This is a genomic window from Methylotuvimicrobium sp. KM1, from assembly GCF_044788715.1.
In the GTDB taxonomy this organism is placed as follows: domain Bacteria; phylum Pseudomonadota; class Gammaproteobacteria; order Methylococcales; family Methylomonadaceae; genus Methylotuvimicrobium.
Genome location: NZ_CP173170.1, coordinates 549,979 through 571,590, shown reverse-complemented (window position 1 = coordinate 571,590; position 21,612 = coordinate 549,979). Strand labels below are relative to the sequence as shown.

Here is a 21,612-nt window from a genome sequence, read left to right as displayed (position 1 = left end):
TAAATTAGAAATTTAGGCATTGCACTATTGCTTAACTTTGCCAAATGCGTCGGCCATTCAACGCTAAATCAGCGCCTAATAACGTGAAGTCGTGAACGGATCCCAGTTGTAATTCAATTGTAAATACACGGAATTCGATTCGCGGGCTTGAATGTCTCTCGAGAATTCTTGCCAGCGATAGCGGTAACCGCCGGCTAAGGTCATTTGTCTATCGATTCGCCAACTCAATTTTGGTTCCACGCTAATAAAATCGCGATCGAATCGGGTATTTTGTTCATCACCGCCGGCCGTGGTTTGTTGCGTCGCCGACGCATTGAGCGCAAATTTCAAATGTTCGGTAATTTTATGATCTCCGGTCAGTGTAATCCCAGTAAATTGCATCAACTGGCCTTGCGAAGTCGGTCTGACGTCCTGGAAAAAACTGGCGCCGATCGAGCTTCTTTCGAATTGTTTGTTGGTGCCGACCGATATTAAATAGCCGAGGCCGCTATCCTTTTGCAATGTCGGAGGAAAAAAAACTCTTGGAGACAAATCTGGATTATCGAAATTAAAGAGACTGGATTGAAAGCTTTCGGATTCCGTCCAGCGTCCGCCGATCATGAAGTTACTCGTCCAAGTTTCGGAATGTGCATAGTTAAATCCGGTTTGAATACTATACATATCGCTCAATGATTCTGTTTCTACTTCAAACGCCCCAGCTTCATTTAAAAAAAGTCGGAGAGTATCATCTATAACTTCAAAAAAAGGATCATCTATTTGACTTCTAGTTACACTCTTGTTTCTAGGCGTTTCAAACCTCAAATAACTCGCCAATGCAAACCACTGTAAGCGCTCGGTCCATTGATTGGTGTAATTCAAGGAAACCGAATCGGTATTATAGCTATTAAGAAAATTGGTATTATTTTGTTCGTAGTCGATTTCTTCGTGACTGTAATCGAGAATTAAACTCTCCGTTTCCGACAAGCGATACGTCCAATTCGGCTGAACCGCCCAAGTGGTTCTCTCCACCAAAAATTGAGTCAATCCGGTCTCTTCAAACTGGGTGCCAATATTGTTGTCGATAAAATAACGGCCGTTCAATGTAAATTGATTACGTTCGGTTACGTTAAAACTACTCTCAAGTTTAAAATGATAGTTTTCATTATCGATATTGGTCGGCGCATCGTAGCGATTGATGATGGCTTGAGCTGTGACACCGACATCGGCTGTTTCGCTTCGCATACCGAATTTCGAACCGGCGGAAAAGGTTCCGCCGTAAACCTCAAATTTGCCTTGCTCACTCCTGCGCATCAATAAATTGTCGTCGTAAAAACCGCGCAAGCTGGCCGACGGCTTAGCGTACCATTCCCGGGCATCGCACATCGTAGAGTACATCGAAGCAATCAACAAAACCGCAGACAATAGGGCTCTATCAATGTGCGTAGGAATGTTCAATACATCATCCGTGATTGCTTTAGTTCCTGGGTATTCCATAAGCATGGTTTCCGTTAAGGTACAACTACTACGTCGCCGGCTTGCAAAATGATGTTTTGTTCCAAATCGTCGCCGTCTTCGACATCGCCGTAGTGGAATCTGATGGCGCGTTGATTACCGTCCGGGTCGCGTCTTAAAATTTGTATACTATTTACCGAAGCAAATGGCGTCATGCCCCCCGCTTTACTGAGCGCTTGCATGACATCGACCGGACTGTTGATGATGAATTCACCGGGTTGATTCACTTTTCCAACGACGTATATCTTATAACCGAGTAATTGTTTGGCGGCCACAATTACGACCGGTTCGGAAATATAAGCATCTAAACGGGCTTCCAATTCTTGCTCGATCTGTTCGATGCTTTTACCTTGCGCAACAATGTCTCCCGCTAACGGAAAAGAAATTCCGCCGTCGGGACGAACTAATACCTCCCGCATTAAACCTTCTTCTTTCCAAACCATGATCTCCAACACATCACCCGGCTGTATTAAATAAGCCTCCCGCTCTTGAGCAATCGCACCGAAGGATACGGCCATTAACAGACAACAACCGTAAAACCATCGGGCCGTTATTTTTAGTATTTGCATAAAACACCTCTAACTCTTTAGTCCATTTAAAATTTTATAATACGGGAAATATCGTTGAATAATAGTGAATAAATCTCTTAACTTCCAACCAAGTAACCGCCCAAAGTATTGGTAACTTACGAAATAAACCTCAATCGCGCAGTCAGAAAGCCCAATTTTTCTGATTAAATAAACTGAACCAAACGCCAATCTCATTCCGATTCGGCAAGGGATAACGGATATTCACTAACAAGGGTCCCCGCCTATTCTCTTTACTTTTCAAGCGGCCAACAGACGAACTTCTGGCACTAGACTAATTATTGATAGCTGAAAAGGACGATTAAGATGCATGAAGTATAGACTTTAACGCTATAAATATGACCGTCCATCACAAGTAGTTGCTTGAACAGCGGATAAATGATTGGAAATCAGAAAATTTTTCGCACTCAACTTCATTACAACAAAAACAGAACGGCCGTCATGATGCTTTATCTTAAAAAGAGCATTTGAGTGCCTCAAACTACCGTTCGCTCTGAACCCTTTGACTGCTCTCAGGAGAGACTTCTCGAAGGGTGATGGGTAGTTTGAGGCTTTTCCGAGCTGGTGAACGTGTTGTAGATCCTTCATGCTTCGACTCGGCTTAGCACGAACAGTTTACAACACATGCCAGCTTCTCTTTTTAGGTTTATACAAACGATAACTTTACCCTGCTTTAACATTCGACGGGAATAAGATATTGAAAAGTAGAAAAAATATTCCGGCATTCCCCTATCGACCCAGTCATATTTCCATTAGCTAGGTAAAAATTATAATTCAGTATCTTAAGCCACAGGCACTACATTTGTTACGACCGGGTTAAAAGAGGTCTGTGTCATCAACACAAAAATAAAAACACTCAAGAACATTTTCTTTGTTAATTACAACTTTAACCCGACATAATTAAAAGAAACTTATATTACATCTTAATGACACCACACCCCTTTAACTTTAGATTTTGATTGTTGAATCCGCGAAAGAACAGACATACCTTAGCGCAATTTAATTAAAGAGCTGCATAGCATTCCTTCTGTGATTTAACTTTATAACAATGATCTAACTTTAGCAAATTTATGACTTTTTATAAGCAAATATAATTGAATGTTACTTAATTAACATTCAAAGCATTAAGCTCCGCCAAGGGGTCCTTGATGCTGAATTTCATGCGATGTCTATGAGGTCTTCAGGTACAGGTATACATTCATTTATTTCTGAACGAAACAACGACCACTCACTACTTCCGGCCCCGGAAGCACTTAACTATTCAAAATAGATTGTAGGGTACGCTACGCGTACCTAATGGATGCCATCCTTTTGCAAAACCTTAGAGCAAAAAAAAGCCCGTGTTGAGTGATCAACACGGGCTTTTGGGATAAGCGCCTGGCAATTCCCTACTTTCACATGGCAAAGTGCCACACTATCATCGGCGCTAAGCGGTTTCACTTCCGAGTTCGGGATGGGATCGGGTGGGACACGCTCGCTATGGTCACCAGGCAAACTGGTTACAGCAGGTTCAAGGTTTCAGCGGCCAGGTTAGAGGATTTTTTCTTTAACCCTAATTCGGCTTTGCTGTTGAGCCTACTCAAAACTCTTTAATTCAGGTGTTTTCAGTTTTATCGGGTTGTTGGTTTCTGTCGCTTAGCTTTTGGCCTTGCGCCTTTCACCTTGAACCTTTCTTTTTTCACCTGTTTTTTTGGAAATCTGTACACGTTTTTCGTTCTCTCGCTTTAGCGATTGTCGGCCTTAACACCGTCGGTGCAAACCGATTGGGTGTTATATGGTCAAGCCTCACGGGCAATTAGTATCAGTTAGCTTCATACATTACTGCACTTCCACACCTGACCTATCAACCTGATCGTCTCTCAGGGCCCTTCAGGGGACTCACGGTCCCAGTGAGATCTCATCTTGGGAGAGGCTTCCCGCTTAGATGCTTTCAGCGGTTATCCCGTCCGAACATAGCTACCCGGCAATGCCATTGGCATGACAACCGGAACACCAGAGGTTCGTCCACTCCGGTCCTCTCGTACTAGGAGCAGCTTCCCTCAAATCTCAAACGCCCACGGCAGATAGGGACCGAACTGTCTCACGACGTTCTGAACCCAGCTCGCGTACCACTTTAAATGGCGAACAGCCATACCCTTAGGACCTGCTTCAGCCCTAGGATGTGATGAGCCGACATCGAGGTGCCAAACACCGCCGTCGATATGAACTCTTGGGCGGTATCAGCCTGTTATCCCCGGAGTACCTTTTATCCGTTGAGCGATGGCCCTTCCATTCAGAACCACCGGATCACTAAGACCTACTTTCGTACCTGCTCGACTTGTCCGTCTCGCAGTCAAGCGTGCTTTTGCCTTTACACTCATCGCATGATTTCCGACCATGCTGAGCACACCTTCGTGCTCCTCCGTTACTCTTTGGGAGGAGACCGCCCCAGTCAAACTACCCACCAGACACTGTCCCCAATCCCGATAAGGGACCTAGGTTAGAACTTCAAACATACCAGGGTGGTATTTCAAGGTCGGCTCCACACCAACTGGCGTTGGTGCTTCACAGCCTCCCACCTATCCTACACAAATAGGTTCAAAGTCCAGTGTCAAGCTATAGTAAAGGTTCACGGGGTCTTTCCGTCTAGCCGCGGGTACACTGCATCTTCACAGCGATTTCAATTTCACTGAGTCTCGGGTGGAGACAGTGTGGCCATCGTTACGCCATTCGTGCAGGTCGGAACTTACCCGACAAGGAATTTCGCTACCTTAGGACCGTTATAGTTACGGCCGCCGTTTACCGGGGCTTCGATCAAGAGCTTCTCGTGAGATAACCCCATCAATTAACCTTCCGGCACCGGGCAGGCGTCACACCCTATACGTCCTCTTTCGAGTTTGCAGAGTGCTATGTTTTTGCTAAACAGTCGCAGCCACCAGTTTAATGCTACCCTCTTCAGCTCCATCCGCAAGGGACTTCACCTAACAAGGGCGTACCTTCTCCCGAAGTTACGGTACCATTTTGCCTAGTTCCTTCACCCGAGTTCTCTCAAGCGCCTTAGAATTCTCATCCCACCCACCTGTGTCGGTTTAGGGTACGGCCGCAGGTAACCTGAAGCTTAGAGGTTTTTCTTGGAAGCAGGGCATCAATCACTTCGTCTCCCCTAAGGGATACTCGTCGTCACGTCTCAGAATTATGGAACCGGATTTGCCTAATTCCACTCCCTACTCGCTTAAACTGCCTATTCCAACAGACAGCTGACCTAGCCTTCTCCGTCACCCCATCGCAGTTACCTCCGGTACAGGAATATTAACCTGTTTTCCATCGACTACGCCTTTCGGCCTCGCCTTAGGTGCCGACTAACCCTGCGTCGATTAGCGTTGCGCAGGAAACCTTGGGTTTTCGGCGTGGGGGTTTTTCACCCCCATTATCGTTACTCATGTCAGCATTCGCACTTCTGATACCTCCAGCCGACTTCTCAATCGACCTTCGCAGGCGTACAGAACGCTCCTCTACCACCTTACTTACGTAAGATCCGTAGCTTCGGTACTATGCTTAGCCCCGGTGAATCTTCCGCGCAAGCCGACTCGACCAGTGAGCTATTACGCTTTCTTTAAAGGATGGCTGCTTCTAAGCCAACCTCCTGGCTGTCTGGGCCTTCTCACATCGTTTCCCACTGAGCATAGATTTGGGGACCTTAGCTGACGGTCTGGGCTGTTTCCCTTTTCACGACGGACCTTATCACCCGCCGTGTGTCTCCCGTGCTCGCACTTGTTGGTATTCGGAGTTTGCATCGGGTTGGTAAGTCGAGATGACCCCCTAGCCGAAACAGTGCTCTACCCCCAACAGTGATACACGAGGCGCTACCTAAATAGCTTTCGAGGAGAACCAGCTATCTCCGGGCTTGATTAGCCTTTCACTCCGATCCACAACTCATCCGAATCCTTTTCAACGGATCCCGGTTCGGTCCTCCAGTTGGTATTACCCAACCTTCAACCTGGTCATGGATAGATCGCCCGGTTTCGGGTCTAATCCCAGCGACTATGACGCCCTATTCAGACTCGCTTTCGCTACGCCTCCCCTAGTCGGTTAAGCTTGCCACTGAGATTAAGTCGCTGACCCATTATACAAAAGGTACGCAGTCACCCCGCACCTAAATTATTCTGGCACGGATATCTACAATGCTTCATTGAGCACTGTGATTTGTTTACTTACCTCGCATCTAATTGGGAATTTAGGTGCGGGGCAAGCCCCTAATTTGTTTTTAAACTCGTCTTAATGCGCTGCATTAAGAACCGTTTGGCTCGACCGTCTTGCTTGAGTTTATGCTCTCTTTCGCGCGCTGCAGATTCCGTTACATAGGCCTCGTAGTACACCAGTTTCCACTGATGTGTCTTCGTCGACTCATTTTTACCTTGGTTGTGTTGTTCCATACGCCGCCTTAATTCGGTCGTACTGCCCAGGTAAAACTTATCGTTATCTGTCTGCGCCTGAATTACATAAACGTAATACATGTCGATCTCAAGTCTCTTCGTACGTTATTTTTTGTTCATCTTAGCGGGGCTTGCCCCGCACCTAAATTCTTTATTCAGGCACTGTTGTTTAGTTTTCATCGATGCTTAATTTAACGCTGAAGAGTCTCCGCCCAAAACAATTTAGGTGCGGGGCTCCTACTGCTTGTACGCATACGGTTTCAGGTTCTATTTCACTCCGATCTCCTCGGTTCTTTTCGCCTTTCCCTCACGGTACTGGTTCACTATCGGTCGATAAGGAGTATTTAGCCTTGGAGGATGGTCCCCCCATGTTCAGACAAGGTTTCACGTGCCCCGTCCTACTCGTTTTCATCCAGCTCCAGTTTTCGTGTACTGGGCTATCACCGTCTATGGCTGCTCTTTCCAGGGCATTCCACTAACTGGGGCTGGACTTAAGGGCTGGTCCCCGTTCGCTCGCCGCTACTAAGGGAATCTCGGTTGATTTCTTTTCCTCCGGGTACTTAGATGTTTCAGTTCCCCGGGTTCGCCTCCTTAAGCTATGTATTCACTTAAGGATAATCAGGTTGTCCTGATTGGGTTGCCCCATTCGGAAATCCGCGGATCAAAGTTAGTTTGCAAACTCCCCGCGGCTTATCGCATGCTACTACGTCCTTCTTCGCCTCTTATCGCCTAGGCATCCACCGTATGCGCTTATTCACTTGACCATATAACCCCAATCAGTCTGACCGCTCTCGCACTACCTTTCGGCATGCTAAATTCGGCTCAGAACGCTGGCGTTATCTGTCAGCTGACATTTTCGCTTTCTGCTTGAGAACTCATTCACTTCACGTCCGGTTCGTTTTCGCTTTCCTTCCGCCTTCGCCTTGCGGCGCTAACGTTGTTAAGCTTGACTTTACCGGCTGTGTCGGTGAATTTGTTTTTCGTGTACCTTCTCGGTTTAAATTGCTTTAAACGCTGAAGTTACAGTGTACAGATTTCCAAGTTGTTAAAGAGCTATTACTGACGTTGTTTCCGTCACCAATGCTATACAGTCTTGCTAGGCCTTCGCCGTTAAAACTGTATAGCATTGGTGGAGCCAGGGAGGATCGAACTCCCGACCTCCTGCGTGCAAGGCAGGCGCTCTCCCAGCTGAGCTATGGCCCCTTTGGGGTTCGTGCAAACTAAACACTGCTAGCTTGACGGGTGGTCCTTCCGCTTCTAGGCTTGCGCCGCGTTGGTGGGCCTGGGAGGATTTGAACCTCCGACCTCACCCTTATCAGGGGTGCGCTCTAACCAACTGAGCTACAGGCCCAGGCTCGTGACGTCTTCGATCAAAATAATTTGTTGTGGGTACTTATGACGAACGCTTGCTGTCTTTGTAAGGAGGTGATCCAGCCCCAGGTTCCCCTAGGGCTACCTTGTTACGACTTCACCCCAGTCATGAATCACAAAGTGGTAAGCGCCCTCCCGAAGGTTAAACTACCTACTTCTTTTGCAACCCACTCCCATGGTGTGACGGGCGGTGTGTACAAGGCCCGGGAACGTATTCACCGCGACATTCTGATTCGCGATTACTAGCGATTCCGACTTCATGCAGTCGAGTTGCAGACTGCAATCCGGACTAGGACCGGCTTTCTGGGATTTGCTGACTTTCGCAAGTTCGCTGCCCTCTGTACCGGCCATTGTAGCACGTGTGTAGCCCTACCCATAAGGGCCATGATGACTTGACGTCGTCCCCACCTTCCTCCGGTTTATCACCGGCAGTCTCCCTAGAGTTCCCACCATGATGTGCTGGCAACTAAGGATAAGGGTTGCGCTCGTTACGGGACTTAACCCAACATCTCACGACACGAGCTGACGACAGCCATGCAGCACCTGTCTCAGAGTTCCCGAAGGCACTCTACGATCTCTCACAGATTCTCTGGATGTCAAGGGTAGGTAAGGTTCTTCGCGTTGCATCGAATTAAACCACATGCTCCACCGCTTGTGCGGGCCCCCGTCAATTCATTTGAGTTTTAACCTTGCGGCCGTACTCCCCAGGCGGTCAACTTAATGCGTTAGCTGCACCACTAAGTCTTAATAAAGACCCAACGGCTAGTTGACATCGTTTACGGCGTGGACTACCAGGGTATCTAATCCTGTTTGCTACCCACGCTTTCGTACCTCAGCGTCAGTTTTAGGCCAGAGAGCCGCCTTCGCCACTGGTGTTCCTTCCGATCTCTACGCATTTCACCGCTACACCGGAAATTCCACTCTCCTCTCCTAAACTCTAGCTGCCCAGTATCAAATGCCGTTCCCAGGTTAAGCCCGGGGCTTTCACATCTGACTTAAACAGCCGCCTACGCACGCTTTACGCCCAGTAATTCCGATTAACGCTCGCACCCTCCGTATTACCGCGGCTGCTGGCACGGAGTTAGCCGGTGCTTCTTCTATAGGTAATGTCAAGGCATCAGCTATTAACCAACGCTTTTTCCTCCCTATTGAAAGTGCTTTACAACCCTCAGGCCTTCTTCACACACGCGGTATTGCTGGATCAGGCTTGCGCCCATTGTCCAATATTCCCCACTGCTGCCTCCCGTAGGAGTCTGGGCCGTGTCTCAGTCCCAGTGTGGCTGATCGTCCTCTCAGACCAGCTATGGATCGTCGCCTTGGTAGGCCTTTACCCTACCAACTAGCTAATCCAACGCAGGCTCATCTGATAGCGCGAGGTCCGAAGATCCCCCGCTTTCCCCCGTAGGGCGTATGCGGTATTAGCTCGGATTTCTCCGAGTTGTCCCCCACTACCAGGCAGATTCCTACGCGTTACTCACCCGTCCGCCACTCGTCGGCTCCCGAAGGACCGTTACCGTTCGACTTGCATGTGTTAAGCATACCGCCAGCGTTCAATCTGAGCCATGATCAAACTCTTCAGTTTAATATGGTTTGTGACTAAATAAGATCAGTCACCAATCTTGGCTCGACTAAGAATTAAACGTAAACTGCTTGAATTAACGTGTTGTTCTTGCGTCGAATAGCTTTAACCGCTAAGCTATTCGCCACAAGCACCCACACAAATTATTTTGATCTGCTTGTTAAAGAGCTGGAAGAACTTTCTCTCCCGTTGAGCCCGCCTATTATACAGAGGCTAAACTCAATGTCAAACTTTATTTTCAATCTCTTTCCCCGTCATTCCGCTGCTTCGCGGCGGGAAAGACGAGCATTATACAGCACCTTCTCAACTCGTCAAGAATTTATTTTCCTTCTTTTACAAATTAAAGATACCCTCCTGCCTTCACTAAACTCTAACTCTCTATTTAACTAGCTATTTTGACTCTCGCAAACTTTCTTTTACCCACCTGATAAACATGCTCAGACCCTTTTGCTACATGCAATTTATTATCCGACACCTTTTCACCGTCTATCTTAACTGCACCCTGCTTAATCATACGCAAAGATTCCGATGTACTCCCAGTCAAGCCCGCGTCCTTTAATAGATTGGCAATCGGATATCCTTGCTCAATCGAAGCAAGAGTTAACTCATCCATTTCTTCCGGCATCTGTCCTTTTTGAAATCTAGCTTCGAAATTTTCCAGGGCCTTTTGCGCCGCTGATGAACTATGGAATCTTTCAATGATTTCTTGGGCCAAGCTAACTTTACAGTCTTTCGGATTCGCGCCTTCCTGACATTGCCACCGCCAACGATTGATTTCTTCGATTGGCCTGAAGCTCAATAACTCGAAATAGCGCCACATCAGTTCATCGGAAATGGACATAATTTTTCCAAACATCTCATCCGGCGCATCCGCGACACCTATATAATTATTGAGTGATTTGGACATTTTTTGAACACCATCCAAGCCTTCCAAGATAGGCATAGTCATGACGACCTGAGGTTTTTGCTCATATATTTCCTGCAACTGCCTTCCAACCAACAGATTGAATTTTTGATCGGTGCCGCCCAATTCGACATCGGCCTTCATCGCAACCGAATCATATCCCTGTATTAATGGATATAAAAACTCATGTATCGCAATCGGTTGCCCGCCTTTATAGCGCTTACTGAAATCATCTCTTTCGAGCATTCTTGCCACGGTATGTTTTGCGGCCAATTGAATCAATTCAGCCGGGGTCATTGCATTCATCCAGCTTGAATTGAATAAGACCAAAGTCTTGGAAGGATCAAGTATCTTAAAAACCTGCTCCTCGTATGTCTTGGCATTTTCAATGACTTCATCACGCGTCAGAGGCTTGCGAGTCACGTTCTTTCCAGTCGGATCTCCAATCATGCCTGTAAAATCGCCAATCAAGAACAAGACTTCATGTCCGCAGTCTTGAAACTGTCTTAATTTATTGATCAGCACGGTATGTCCAAGATGCAAATCGGGAGCAGTTGGATCAAAACCCGCTTTGATTCTGAGCGGACGCCCTTCCGCCAGTTTTTTCTTCAACTCAGACTCAACCAGAATCTCCTCGGCTCCTCTGGAAAGATACTTCAATTGATCTTGCAATTTAGCCTCCTTTTAAGAAAACATTAATCTAACTGTAATACTGTTGCATTGACGTGGCAAAATATTCACAGTATATCAGCTATAATTACAGATAAACTACTTCTCATCCCAACTTTACTGAACACTTCCACTATCGCATAAAGACCCGTGAAAAATAGAATTTATAAATCCCTGTTTTTAGGAATCAGCTCCGCTGTCGTTGCAAGTGCTAGTTATGCACTTATCACTCCTGAAAGTAAAGTCAGATCGGCCGACATCAACGTCTTTACCAATAATGCTTTTTTAATCGGATCGAATAATCCGTTTAACGATCAGTTCGCGTTTAAATTCGACGATCTCGGCAAATCATCGGATTTCAGGTCAATCGAACATATCATCGAGAGAGGCGAAAATCTTTCGACGATCTTTTCCAAACTTCACCTAAATAAATCCGATCTACATCAGATCATTCATGCCAACGAAGCAGGCCGTGAGTTTGCAATGATTTCGTCCGGCAAAACACTTCAAGTCAAAACGACACAGAGCGGTGAACTGACCGAAATTTCGTACCAGAAAAGCCCAATTGAAACCGTCAAAGCTGTACGCGAAAACGACACATTCAATGTCGAGATTTCGAGTAAAGCCATCGAAACAACAACTGTCAGCACCGTCGGCACTATTCACAACTCTTTGTTCTACGATGGAAAGCGAGCAGGGCTGAGCGACAAATTGATACTACAACTCGCCAATATCTTTGCTTTCGATATCGACTTTGCATTAGACATCAAAAAAAACGATACCTTTTCGGTCGTATATGAAAAACATATTGCGGAAGGCGAAGAAGTCGGTTCCGGCAATATTCTTGCCGCCGAATTCAATAATCATGGCAAAGTTTATCGGGCCGTCCGTTTTCAAGACAATTCCGGATCCGCGCATTATTACCGACCTAATGGCGAAGGCTTACGTAAAGCCTTTATAAGGACACCGGTCGACTTCATCCGTATCAGCTCGCCTTTTAATTTAAAGCGCAAACACCCCATCTTAAATAGAATCCGCGCCCATAAAGGTGTTGATTATGCAGCTAAGACCGGAACTCCGGTAAAAGTGACCGGTGATGGAAAAATTCAATTTTTAGGCAGGCAAAACGGCTATGGACGCGTCATCATTGTTCAACATGACGACAAACGTTATAGCACCCTCTATGCCCATCTCTCGGCGTTCAATAATCGCTTTAAGCAAGGCGGCACTGTTAAGCAAGGCGATATTATCGGCTATGTCGGTCAATCCGGCTTGGCTAGTGGCCCTCATTTGCACTACGAATTCAGAGTAAACGGTGTGCATCGAGATCCTTTATCGGTTGCTTTACCTAATTCGATGCCGATCAACCCTTCTTTGCAGGGAAAATTCAAAGTCGATACGAATCCCCTTATAGCACAACTGAACCAAGCAAGAGACAGCTTACTTGCCCAAAAGTAACGGGCATCACAACTTCAATGACCGAACTCTATATTGGTTTAATGTCCGGGACCAGCATCGACGGTATCGATGCTGGTCTTGTCGATTTTAGTAGCGGCCATCCTGAGTTCATCGACTTCGAATATCACCCTTTTCCTGACCGGATCAGAAGCGAGCTGACTAAAATTACTTCTTCCGATCATCCTGTTCTGCTAAAAAATATCGGCAAGCTTGATACACAACTGGGCAGTTTATTCGCACAAAGTGCACAGAGCCTAATCGCTAAGGCCGGCTTCTCTGCTTCGGATATTACTGCAATCGGCAGTCACGGTCACACCCTTTTCCATGCACCAGAGCTACCCACCCCTTTTTGTTTACAAATCGGCGATCCCAACATCATCGCACAACTCACAGGGATTACTACCGTAGCCGATTTTCGCCGTCGCGATATAGCTGCCGGAGGACAAGGCGCGCCACTCGTTCCGGCTTTCCACCAAACTTTATTCGGCTGCCCAAAGGAAAACCGAGTAATCGCCAATATCGGCGGCATTGCCAATATAACGATTTTACCCAAAGACTCATCGAAACCGGTCATAGGTTTCGATACCGGACCCGGTAATACATTAATGGATACCTGGATAAAAAAACATCAAGGAAGTCATTTCGACTATAACGGAGACTGGGCCAGAACAGGTCAAGTCAATAAGCATCTGCTATCGATACTAAAAGCCGACACTTATTTTAAGAGCACTGCACCTAAAAGCACCGGAAAAGAATATTTTTCACTGGGCTGGCTAACTAGACACCTACACGAGTTATCGGAACAAAAACCGGAAGATGTCCAGGCATGCTTATGCCTATTAACAGCAGAAACCATTTGCGACGCTATCCGCGATTATGCTCCTAGTACCGACAAGGTATTAGTTTGTGGCGGCGGCGCGCGTAATAGCTATTTGTTGGAAAAACTGCAAGACGCTTTGAATTGCCCCGTATTATCGACCGAAGATCATCATTTACATCCCGATCATGTAGAGGCAATCGCTTTTGCTTGGTTAGCCAGACAGACCATGAATAGCCTGCCCGGCAACCTTATGTCGGTTACCGGCGCAAAACAGCCGGTAATTCTGGGTGGAATCTATCCAGGGCACGCCGCATTAAGCGGAAAACGATGATCCGCAACCGCAAGTCGTCGTTGCGTTAGGATTGCGTATCACAAACTGAGCACCGGAAAGGTCTTCCTTGTAATCGATTTCGGCACCCGTTAAGTATTGAATACTCATCGAATCGATCAAAACCGTCACGCCGCCGTTTTCGACTTGCGTATCATCTTCATTCACTTCCTCGTCGAACGTAAAGCCGTACTGAAAGCCCGAACAGCCTCCTCCCGACACATAAACTCTCAACTTGAGGTTATCGTTGCCTTCATCGGCAATTAAATCGCCAACTTTCGCAGCGGCGCTATCAGTAAAAATAATTGGTTCAGCCATAAAGTTTCTACTATCGAAATTAAAATGTTATCAAAGTATGACAATCCCTAGTGTTTTAGTCAAGATTTAAGGATAAAGCGCTGGAATCTTTAGCCCTTCAGACTCATCAAAACCGAACATTAAATTCATGTTTTGCAACGCCTGACCGGAGGCTCCTTTAACTAGATTATCAATCACCGACAATACCACCAACATTCGCCCTCCTTGGGGCTGATGAACCGAGATTTGACAAAGATTGCCGCCCCGAACATTGCGAGTATCCGGGTGCGATCCATAAGGCAACACATCGACAAACGGCTCGTTGATATAGCTTTGCTCATAAACTGCTTGAACGGCTTCTCCTCCTTCTTTTAGCAAGGGCGCATACAAGGTGGCATGAATACCTCGTATCATCGGTATTAGATGAGGAACAAAGGTCAAACCTACAGACCTTTTAGCGATCATCTCCAAACCTTGAATTACCTCGGGTAAATGACGATGGCCACTTGCTGCATATGCTTTAAAACTCTCGCCCGTCTCTCCCATCAAGGTCGTTAATTGCGCTTTTCGCCCTGCACCGCTAACCCCGGACTTCACATCGGCAACCAAACGATCAACCTCTATCAAGCCTTTCTCAATCAACGGCAAAAAACCTAATTGCACTGCAGTCGGATAACAACCGGGGCATGCAATCAAATTAGCATTTTTGATCGCTTCGCGGTTAAACTCCGGCAAACCGTAAACGGCTTGTTCGATCAAATCAGGACAGGCATGCTCCATACCGTACCATTCTTCCCATTGTTTCGGATCTTTCAGACGAAAATCGGCCGACAGATCGATGACTTTGACACCTCGCGTCACCAATTGTTCAGCCATCAACATGGCTGTGCCGTTCGGCGTCGCAAAAAATACCGCATCGCAATCAGATAAACTATCAACTTCCGGGGCAGTAAAAACCGTATCGATAAAGCCGCGCAAGCTCGGATATACCTCATCGACTCTTTTGCCCGCATCATTTCTCGATGTCACGACCGAGACCTCGACTTTCTTATGCAAAGCCAAGAGCCGCAGCAACTCCACACCCGTATAACCGGTGCCTCCTACAATACCTACCCGTACCATCAACTTACCTCACCCAATTGATATGAAAATTAAATCATTGTGCCGATTTCATCATATATACCTTTCGCGTTTCAAATTTAGGCATTGCCGTATGGAAGTGCCTGGACGTTAGGCAGATTCACTCGGCGCTAAAAATTGACCAGACAGTATATATCCCACAACGAAACCGTCTTGTTAATCACTGACATTTTACAGGATATCTGTTTCGGTTCAGCCGAAATTATTTTTCATGAAGATGGGTATAAATGCACAGGCCATTTCGCCGTGATTTACAATTGCAGCAATTCCCAATTTGGAAATCAACTGGGTGTGGAGCGTACTTCGTGAAGATGTCGGTAGTGGGGCGGATTCTGCTTCTCAGCAATTGCCAATCGAGCAACCGAACCCTCCATAGAATGGGGCGTTATTTACGATCAAATTCTTAGCCACTGTGCTCGTTTAATACGCACAGTTGAGGACACGCCACGATAAGGATCGAAATCAATCCGTTTTTAAGTAGCCGATTTTCTCTTTTTTAGCGCTTTCGAATCCAAATTAAAAATTCGCGGTTACGCTCATTCTGAAACTGACCGGTTCGACGGGATGAAAATGGATGTCTTCTACAGGGTCTGCCTCGCCTCGCAGTTGTGATTCATAGTAGTAGTCGATTGCGCTGTCTTTGCGGTCTAGAATATTGAACACTTCGGCCTGCACGGTCCAGGTCTTGTCGAAACGGTAACCGAGCATCGCCGATAGCAAAACCGTCGAACCTGAACGGACGCTGTTGTCTTCGATCAACGGTCTCGGTCCGAAATAACGCAACCTTGGGCCGCCGAAGAAACCTCCGAAAATATCGTGAACCGTGGCACCGGTTGCAATCACGCTTTCAATCGCACCAGGAATACGATTACCGGCCGAATCGTTACCGCGAAAACGCGCTTTCGAAAAGCTGAAATCGGCATCGAAGGTCAGCCAATCGGTCGGCGAATAATAATTTGCCCATTCGACGCCGAAACGACGGCTAGGACGGCTGGCTTCAGTCGTTCCCGCATCGCCGACGAATAACAATTCGGAATCGATATCCAGCCACCAAACCGATAACGTGCTCTGCAGCCCTTCAAGCCAGGTCGTGCGCAAACCAGCTTCGGCCCCGTAAGTACGAACCAACGGCACGGCGCGGTTAACCGGATTACCGTCTCCATCTATCGTATCCCCACTCGCAGGATCGACGCGCTGATTGACGCCGCGCGCATCGTTACTGTGAAAACCGAGCCCGCCGTTCAAATAAAACTCGGTATCGGCCCATGGCCCGAACACGATACCGGCTTTCGGGCTGATGATTCCATCGGTACGCGTGCCTTTGTTTTCGGCCCGGTTGCTGTCGGAAACGTCGAATTGAAAGCCGTCGAAACGAACGCCCAATTGCGTTCTAAGCCAGGACGTCCAACGGATCTTATTTTCGAAATACGGGCTAACGTTGGTCACGCGCACGTCGTCGCTACGAACGGTATCCCAACGCTGCCGCGCCTCGGTCAATAGCAAACCGTTACGAATTGAATCGTTCCTCACCTGCAAACCGATGGTGCTGTCTGAGTCGAACGACCCGATTTTATGAAAAAAGGTGTGGCTTGCGTTCAGACCGGATGTCCAGCGCCGATCGGGCTGAGCGAATTGGTCGCCCCGGCCCGGATTTTCAAGAAAATAGGTAAAATTCGAATACAGATCGAGTTCGTGGTAAATCCCGTAGACCGTAAGCTCGGATGCCGACGCGCTGTCTTGACGATGCCACTCGCCGGTTAAACTGTAACGCCGGCTGCTCCCGCCGTCGGTTGAATCGAGTGTGCCGAAGCGCCCGATCGTTCCGGAGTCGACGGCACGCCGGGGAATTTGATCGGTCGCATCCCAGTCGGCTTTATAGGCCATCGCGGTGACGCTCCAGCCCGAGCTTTCGTACTCCTCGCTGTAGCGAAGCACGCCGTTGAATTTCAGATAATCGTTGCTGACCGTCCAGGGCCCTCCGTTATGAACGATTTCACCCCCGTAAAGCAAATTGCCGTTACCTAGCTTGTGCGAACCTGCCGACAGTCCCCGGTAATAATCGAAAATACCGCCGGTAAATCGAGCGATATGTCCGGGCAAGGCATTGGCGTAGCGAATATCGGCGGCGCCGGCACTGGAAAAATCGCCGTTTTCGGCATAGTAATTGCCTTTTTGATAACGGATCGTGCTAATCAATTCGGGAATCAAAAAATTAGTATCGGTCCAACCTTGACCATGTGCATGCGAGACCAAATTCACCGGCACGCCGTCGATCTTGGTTAAAAAATCGGTACCGTGATCGAGATTGAAGCCTCTTAAAAAAAATTGATTCGATTTACCCTCGCCGCTGTGCTGCGATGCGATCAAGCCGGGCACCGTTTCAAGTATCTCTCCGGGCCGAATGATAGGCCGGTACTGCAATTGTTCCTGGCCAATATTACCTTGAGAAGCACTATCGGCGATGCCGACCAAAGAATCGCCGCGCTCGGTCACAACCATCTTGGGAAGCAACTCCAAATGTATCGTTTCGGATTCGATATCCGAAACGCTCCCATCATCATCCGAAATCATCTGAGCATGAACCGAAGTTCCAAACAAAGATGCGAACGCCAAAACTGCCAAGCGCACTATTATGATGCCGGTACCGTGCAATAACAGTGTCGCGGTTACGAACCCAAAAGCAAACGACAACAAACCGGCCGAAGCTGGCATTTCCTGTCCGTGAGCGTAGCCGTGAAAAAAAGCAAAAAACATCACGACCGAAAGACTCGCAAACGCCGGCACGCGAATTCTGCGCAAGACCAACACCCCGAACACCGCGACCGACAAAAGAATCATCGGCTCGACGCCCGGTACGTTAAAACCAGTCACGCCGAATAATCCGCCAAGACTCATTACGCCGACAAAGGCCAACGGTAATTGCCATACAGAGTTACTTTTGAGCTGCGCGGCCCAAATACCGACAGCCAGCATCGTGAATAGATGATCCCAACCTTCGAGCGGATGACTGAAACCGCTAATCCAGCCGCTGCTGTCGATGTCCTCGGTATGCGCTTGGGCACACAGCGGAAATAATATCAACGACAAACATAACGACCACACGGTCCAAACGGACTTTTTAGAAAAAAAATTCATTCTATACCTCGGTTATTAAACCCCTTTTCGAAAGTTATATCCTTTGCTAGTCAAATTTCAGCACAAGGCGATCGGCGACCTCGAGTGACATGCACGGCACCATCAACAACAGCAATTCTCAGTTTGAGAAATTTCTCCGTGTTCAGGGTGCGAGGTATGCCTGTCGAGGAACGCCGTAAACCCATCCATGGGGACTTGGCGGCGGCTAAACGCCAAGGATGACGTGAATGCAGATTTTGCATTACGCCTGGGATGGGCGTGTATTAGGGCAATGCAGGAGCAATTGCCTAGGAGCAAAAATCAGCCCCTGCCGCCGACATCCTCGCCAAGCACACTCCGCACCCTTTTTTATTCTCAAATTGGGAATTGCTGCCATCAACAAAGCCGAACAATTTTTCAGTATAAAAAGGAGTAAGATAACGAAAATTGAATCATCCGTTTCGCTAAATCATTGACCGGTCGCATCAGACCTAAATGATCGCGTAGCGTCACTCCCTCGTATTCAGCACGGAATAAGTTTCTAAATTTCAATTCCGGAACGACTAGCTCCACAAAAGCGTCAAATCCCCCGGGGAAATATGGCGGTATGATAGCAAATCCGTCAGCGGCTTCGCCTATAAACCACTCCTCCAGCTGATCGGCAACTTGTTTTGGTGTACCTATAACGACTCGATGTCCGCTGTCATTAAGCCTTCGCAATGACACAGACTCGACGTCCATCAGCCCGCTTATCGATTCTACCGAGGCATTCCGGAAACTGTTATGATCGAACCATTCCGGTAATGCTTGTTGCAGACTAGACTCTGTAGTACTTTCATTGTCGAGATCGGAATCAAACGACCCTAATCTTTTCGCAGAGTTTAGCGACTCCTTGAGTAAATGATATTTTTCATGAGCCGCCTCGGCTGTCTCGGCAACGACAGGCACCACAATCGACACAATTTTTAGCTGCGAAGGACACTTACCGAAACAGATCGCTTTTTCTTTTAGCTCGGAATAAAACAACCTTGCCTGTTGTTCATTCTTCTGTCGAACCAAAACCACTTCAGCACTCCGTGCCGCCAATTCAATATCCTTATCGGATAAGATATTTTGAACCATTACCGGGTGATCATAAGCGGTTCGATTCATAGCTGGCACATCCAACTTGTCGTTTTTATCGACAGACCCGGATAAGTCATTGCCTCCATCTTCAACTTCCCACATTGCCCATAAAGAAGTCACTAAATCAATATAATCGCGAGTTCGCTCAGTAAGAATATTTCGTTCATTATTATTTTCCGTTCCGGGATTCCAACCGGCCCGCCCTCGACTGATATGAGCAAGGGCGGAAAACGAACCTGCCAGACCATATGGATCAGAGTAGTCGCAACATGCCGGCGCCACCAAACCGATCCGATCGGTAACACGCGCCAACGAAATCAATAACTTTACCGATTCATCATCCTGAGAATGACAGAACAATGACGCATCGGAACTCATAAAGACCGCATCAAATTTAGCCTGCTCGGCCTTTACCGCAACACGCTGACAATCTGAAAGATCCCAACCGGAGACGCCCCGCCCTTGTTGTCGTCGCCTATTCGACAAACGACTATTGCTCGTCGGTAAAAAAACGCCCAGTTTCATTTGCCTCATGAATGCCCAAGTCTCATCTTTATCACTCCCCTAACCTCTTCATTAGACTTTAAACCGATTCTCCACAAATCACAGATAGCAATCGACGACACCGGTTATTATTCAGTAGAGAAAGCAAAGATAATGCCAGTATTTTTTTACCAGTTGATGACATCTTCAAGGAAGTTAGGAGTCAGCATGAAATAACGCCGACAAATGTTGGAAGGGGGGGGGCGATGACTCGATTGACAGGTGTCGGCAACAGGGCAGATTTTTGCTCCTCGGCAATTGCTGAGACACCCTAGCACCGTAAAACACGCCACCCATGGCAATTAGATTCTGCCGTTAAGCATGGTCGGATTCAACCCCCAGCACCTAAATTCCATAGCCCATTGGCTACGGTTAACTATCGTGGATAATTTAAGTGCCGGGTTCACGGCGTTTTATCAAGCGAGTGCCTCAAAGCGTAATTCTTGGTGAAGATATTTTGTGCATATTCCTTAGCAACAACAGAGCCTTTTGGCTTTATGCTATCTAATATCGCCGCTTTAGCTCCATGTTATATGCCCCAATTTTGTGCCAAATGCCTTATTTTGATTACCAAAGATAATTTTCACATATCGCATTTCGGTATTGAACTTATTAAGTAGAGATGATCTGTGCCTAGAACAAATGAATTAAAATAAGAATTATATCAATATGGTATCCGATTATTTAGTAAATTCAGTCAGTTTGATTAAGCTTAAAGCACAATCCAGGAGCCTCGTTATGCTACACCGAGCAATGCCAAACTTGACGAAAAGCCTCGACAAAGATCATAGCGTCAGAAAATTATTTATTGCACAACCCTTAATCATCAGAATAAATCAAACTCTCGGATCAGCAATTTGTCACTTGCCGTTTGAAAATTCGGCTTTGAAGATATTGGCCTAATCCGTATCGCTCCATATTTTCTTGTTTTCAAGGGTTCCATCGCTTTTTGCTCGGCTATTTGAACAGGCAATTGGCGCTGTTTAACCGGAAATGTCCGAGGAATGGGGTATTGCGGCAATAATGCCGAAACCGGCACTAATTCGACTCCGATTCGATCCAAGTCCGACAATTTTTCTCGTAAAATCTTTAATGTATTCACTCTCGGATGCCCAATCGCCACGGCATAACCGCGCCGTTTAGCGATCGAAATAAGCAACTCGAATTGTTCGCGGATCTTAGCTTCCGAATTCGCATGATCCAAAAAAACATCCCGACTCAAAGCAGGGACTCGATGAGCATCCGCCACTTTTTTGGCTACCGAATGATCGGTCGTCACACTGTCGACAAAATACAAAGCATCGGGCCTCCTCGCTAAGGCCGCCATTAACCAGCTCATTGTTACCGGATCACGCGTCAAGGCGCTGCCCATGTGATTATTGACACCCGAAATACCCGGAACAGCCGCCAATTGTGCCGAAAACCGACGCACAACCTCATTGCGATCCAACGATACGGTTAGCCCGCCTGCCCCCATGGGCTTGTCGCTTAGTGCCTGCATCGGCGCATGTAACATAATTTCCTTTCCGTAACGCGATGCCAGTAATGCCAAACGCCTGGAATGCAATGCAAACGGCAAAAACGAATAAGTGATATTGCCGGGCAACCCGATTGCGGCTGCACCGATTTCGAGGCTATTGCCCATGTCGTCGATAATAATAGCAATGCGCGAATGTTCGTTTAACTCCGCTAAGGCCGGACGCAAGACAATAAAAAACCCCGACATCCCAAAGATTAATAAACCGATGAAATGCCGGGGTCTCATGCGCCGATC

General features: G+C 47.3%; 10 protein-coding genes, 2 tRNA genes and 3 rRNA genes. 2 read left to right on the top strand and 13 right to left on the bottom strand.

Annotated elements, in window-relative coordinates; all coding sequences use genetic code 11:
• Window positions 1-75: 75 nt before the first annotated feature.
• The 8 genes from ACINK7_RS02615 to tyrS form a co-directional block, all read right to left on the bottom strand.
• Window positions 76-1,473: a hypothetical protein gene (locus ACINK7_RS02615; protein WP_404359716.1), complete on the bottom strand. Its 1,398-nt coding sequence runs from the start codon at window positions 1,471-1,473 to the stop codon at window positions 76-78.
• Window positions 1,474-1,487: 14 nt separating this feature from the next.
• Window positions 1,488-2,060, bottom strand: coding sequence for a polysaccharide biosynthesis/export family protein (locus tag ACINK7_RS02610; protein WP_404359714.1), 573 nt, complete (start codon window positions 2,058-2,060; stop codon window positions 1,488-1,490).
• A gap of 1,393 nt (window positions 2,061-3,453) precedes the next feature.
• Window positions 3,454-3,569, bottom strand: a 5S ribosomal RNA gene (gene rrf / locus ACINK7_RS02605).
• A gap of 283 nt (window positions 3,570-3,852) precedes the next feature.
• A 23S ribosomal RNA gene (locus tag ACINK7_RS02600) occupies window positions 3,853-7,254 on the bottom strand.
• Between the two features lie 363 nt (window positions 7,255-7,617).
• A tRNA-Ala gene (locus tag ACINK7_RS02595) sits at window positions 7,618-7,693 on the bottom strand.
• A gap of 71 nt (window positions 7,694-7,764) precedes the next feature.
• Window positions 7,765-7,841, bottom strand: a tRNA-Ile gene (locus tag ACINK7_RS02590).
• 67 nt (window positions 7,842-7,908) lie between these two features.
• Window positions 7,909-9,443, bottom strand: a 16S ribosomal RNA gene (locus ACINK7_RS02585).
• Together the 16S, 23S and 5S rRNA genes with 2 tRNA genes alongside form the textbook arrangement of a ribosomal RNA operon.
• Window positions 9,444-9,822: 379 nt before the next feature.
• Entirely contained in the window at window positions 9,823-11,016 is a 1,194-nt protein-coding gene (gene tyrS / locus ACINK7_RS02580) for a tyrosine--tRNA ligase (protein ID WP_404359712.1), read from the bottom strand.
• Window positions 11,017-11,163: 147 nt separating this feature from the next.
• Between tyrS and ACINK7_RS02575 the strand changes: the two genes are divergently transcribed.
• On the top strand, window positions 11,164-12,471 hold the full coding sequence (locus tag ACINK7_RS02575; RefSeq protein WP_404359710.1) for an OapA family protein: 1,308 nt from the start codon (window positions 11,164-11,166) through the stop codon (window positions 12,469-12,471).
• Between the two features lie 17 nt (window positions 12,472-12,488).
• The gene (locus ACINK7_RS02570; protein WP_404359709.1) at window positions 12,489-13,622 is read left to right on the top strand and encodes an anhydro-N-acetylmuramic acid kinase; all 1,134 of its coding nucleotides are present in this window, start codon (window positions 12,489-12,491) and stop codon (window positions 13,620-13,622) included.
• Here ACINK7_RS02570 and erpA read toward each other — a convergent pair.
• From erpA to ACINK7_RS02545, 5 genes are all read right to left on the bottom strand, one after another.
• Window positions 13,605-13,937 carry an iron-sulfur cluster insertion protein ErpA gene (erpA, locus tag ACINK7_RS02565; protein ID WP_014147057.1) on the bottom strand — a complete coding sequence of 111 codons (333 nt, stop codon included), beginning with the start codon at window positions 13,935-13,937 and terminating at the stop codon, window positions 13,605-13,607. The two genes, ACINK7_RS02570 and erpA, sit on opposite strands and share 18 nt — an antisense overlap.
• 66 nt (window positions 13,938-14,003) lie before the next feature.
• Window positions 14,004-15,038, bottom strand: a complete 1,035-nt coding sequence (gene argC, locus ACINK7_RS02560; RefSeq protein ID WP_404359707.1) for an N-acetyl-gamma-glutamyl-phosphate reductase — start codon at window positions 15,036-15,038, stop codon at window positions 14,004-14,006.
• Between the two features lie 534 nt (window positions 15,039-15,572).
• Window positions 15,573-18,191: a TonB-dependent receptor domain-containing protein gene (locus ACINK7_RS02555; RefSeq protein WP_404359706.1), complete on the bottom strand. Its 2,619-nt coding sequence runs from the start codon at window positions 18,189-18,191 to the stop codon at window positions 15,573-15,575.
• A gap of 396 nt (window positions 18,192-18,587) precedes the next feature.
• Window positions 18,588-19,820 (bottom strand): LLM class flavin-dependent oxidoreductase, encoded by a 1,233-nt coding sequence (locus ACINK7_RS02550; protein WP_404359704.1) that lies wholly within the window; start codon window positions 19,818-19,820, stop codon window positions 18,588-18,590.
• Window positions 19,821-20,664: 844 nt separating this feature from the next.
• Window positions 20,665-21,603: a divergent polysaccharide deacetylase family protein gene (locus tag ACINK7_RS02545; protein WP_404359702.1), complete on the bottom strand. Its 939-nt coding sequence runs from the start codon at window positions 21,601-21,603 to the stop codon at window positions 20,665-20,667.
• Between the last annotated feature and the right edge of the window lie 9 nt (window positions 21,604-21,612).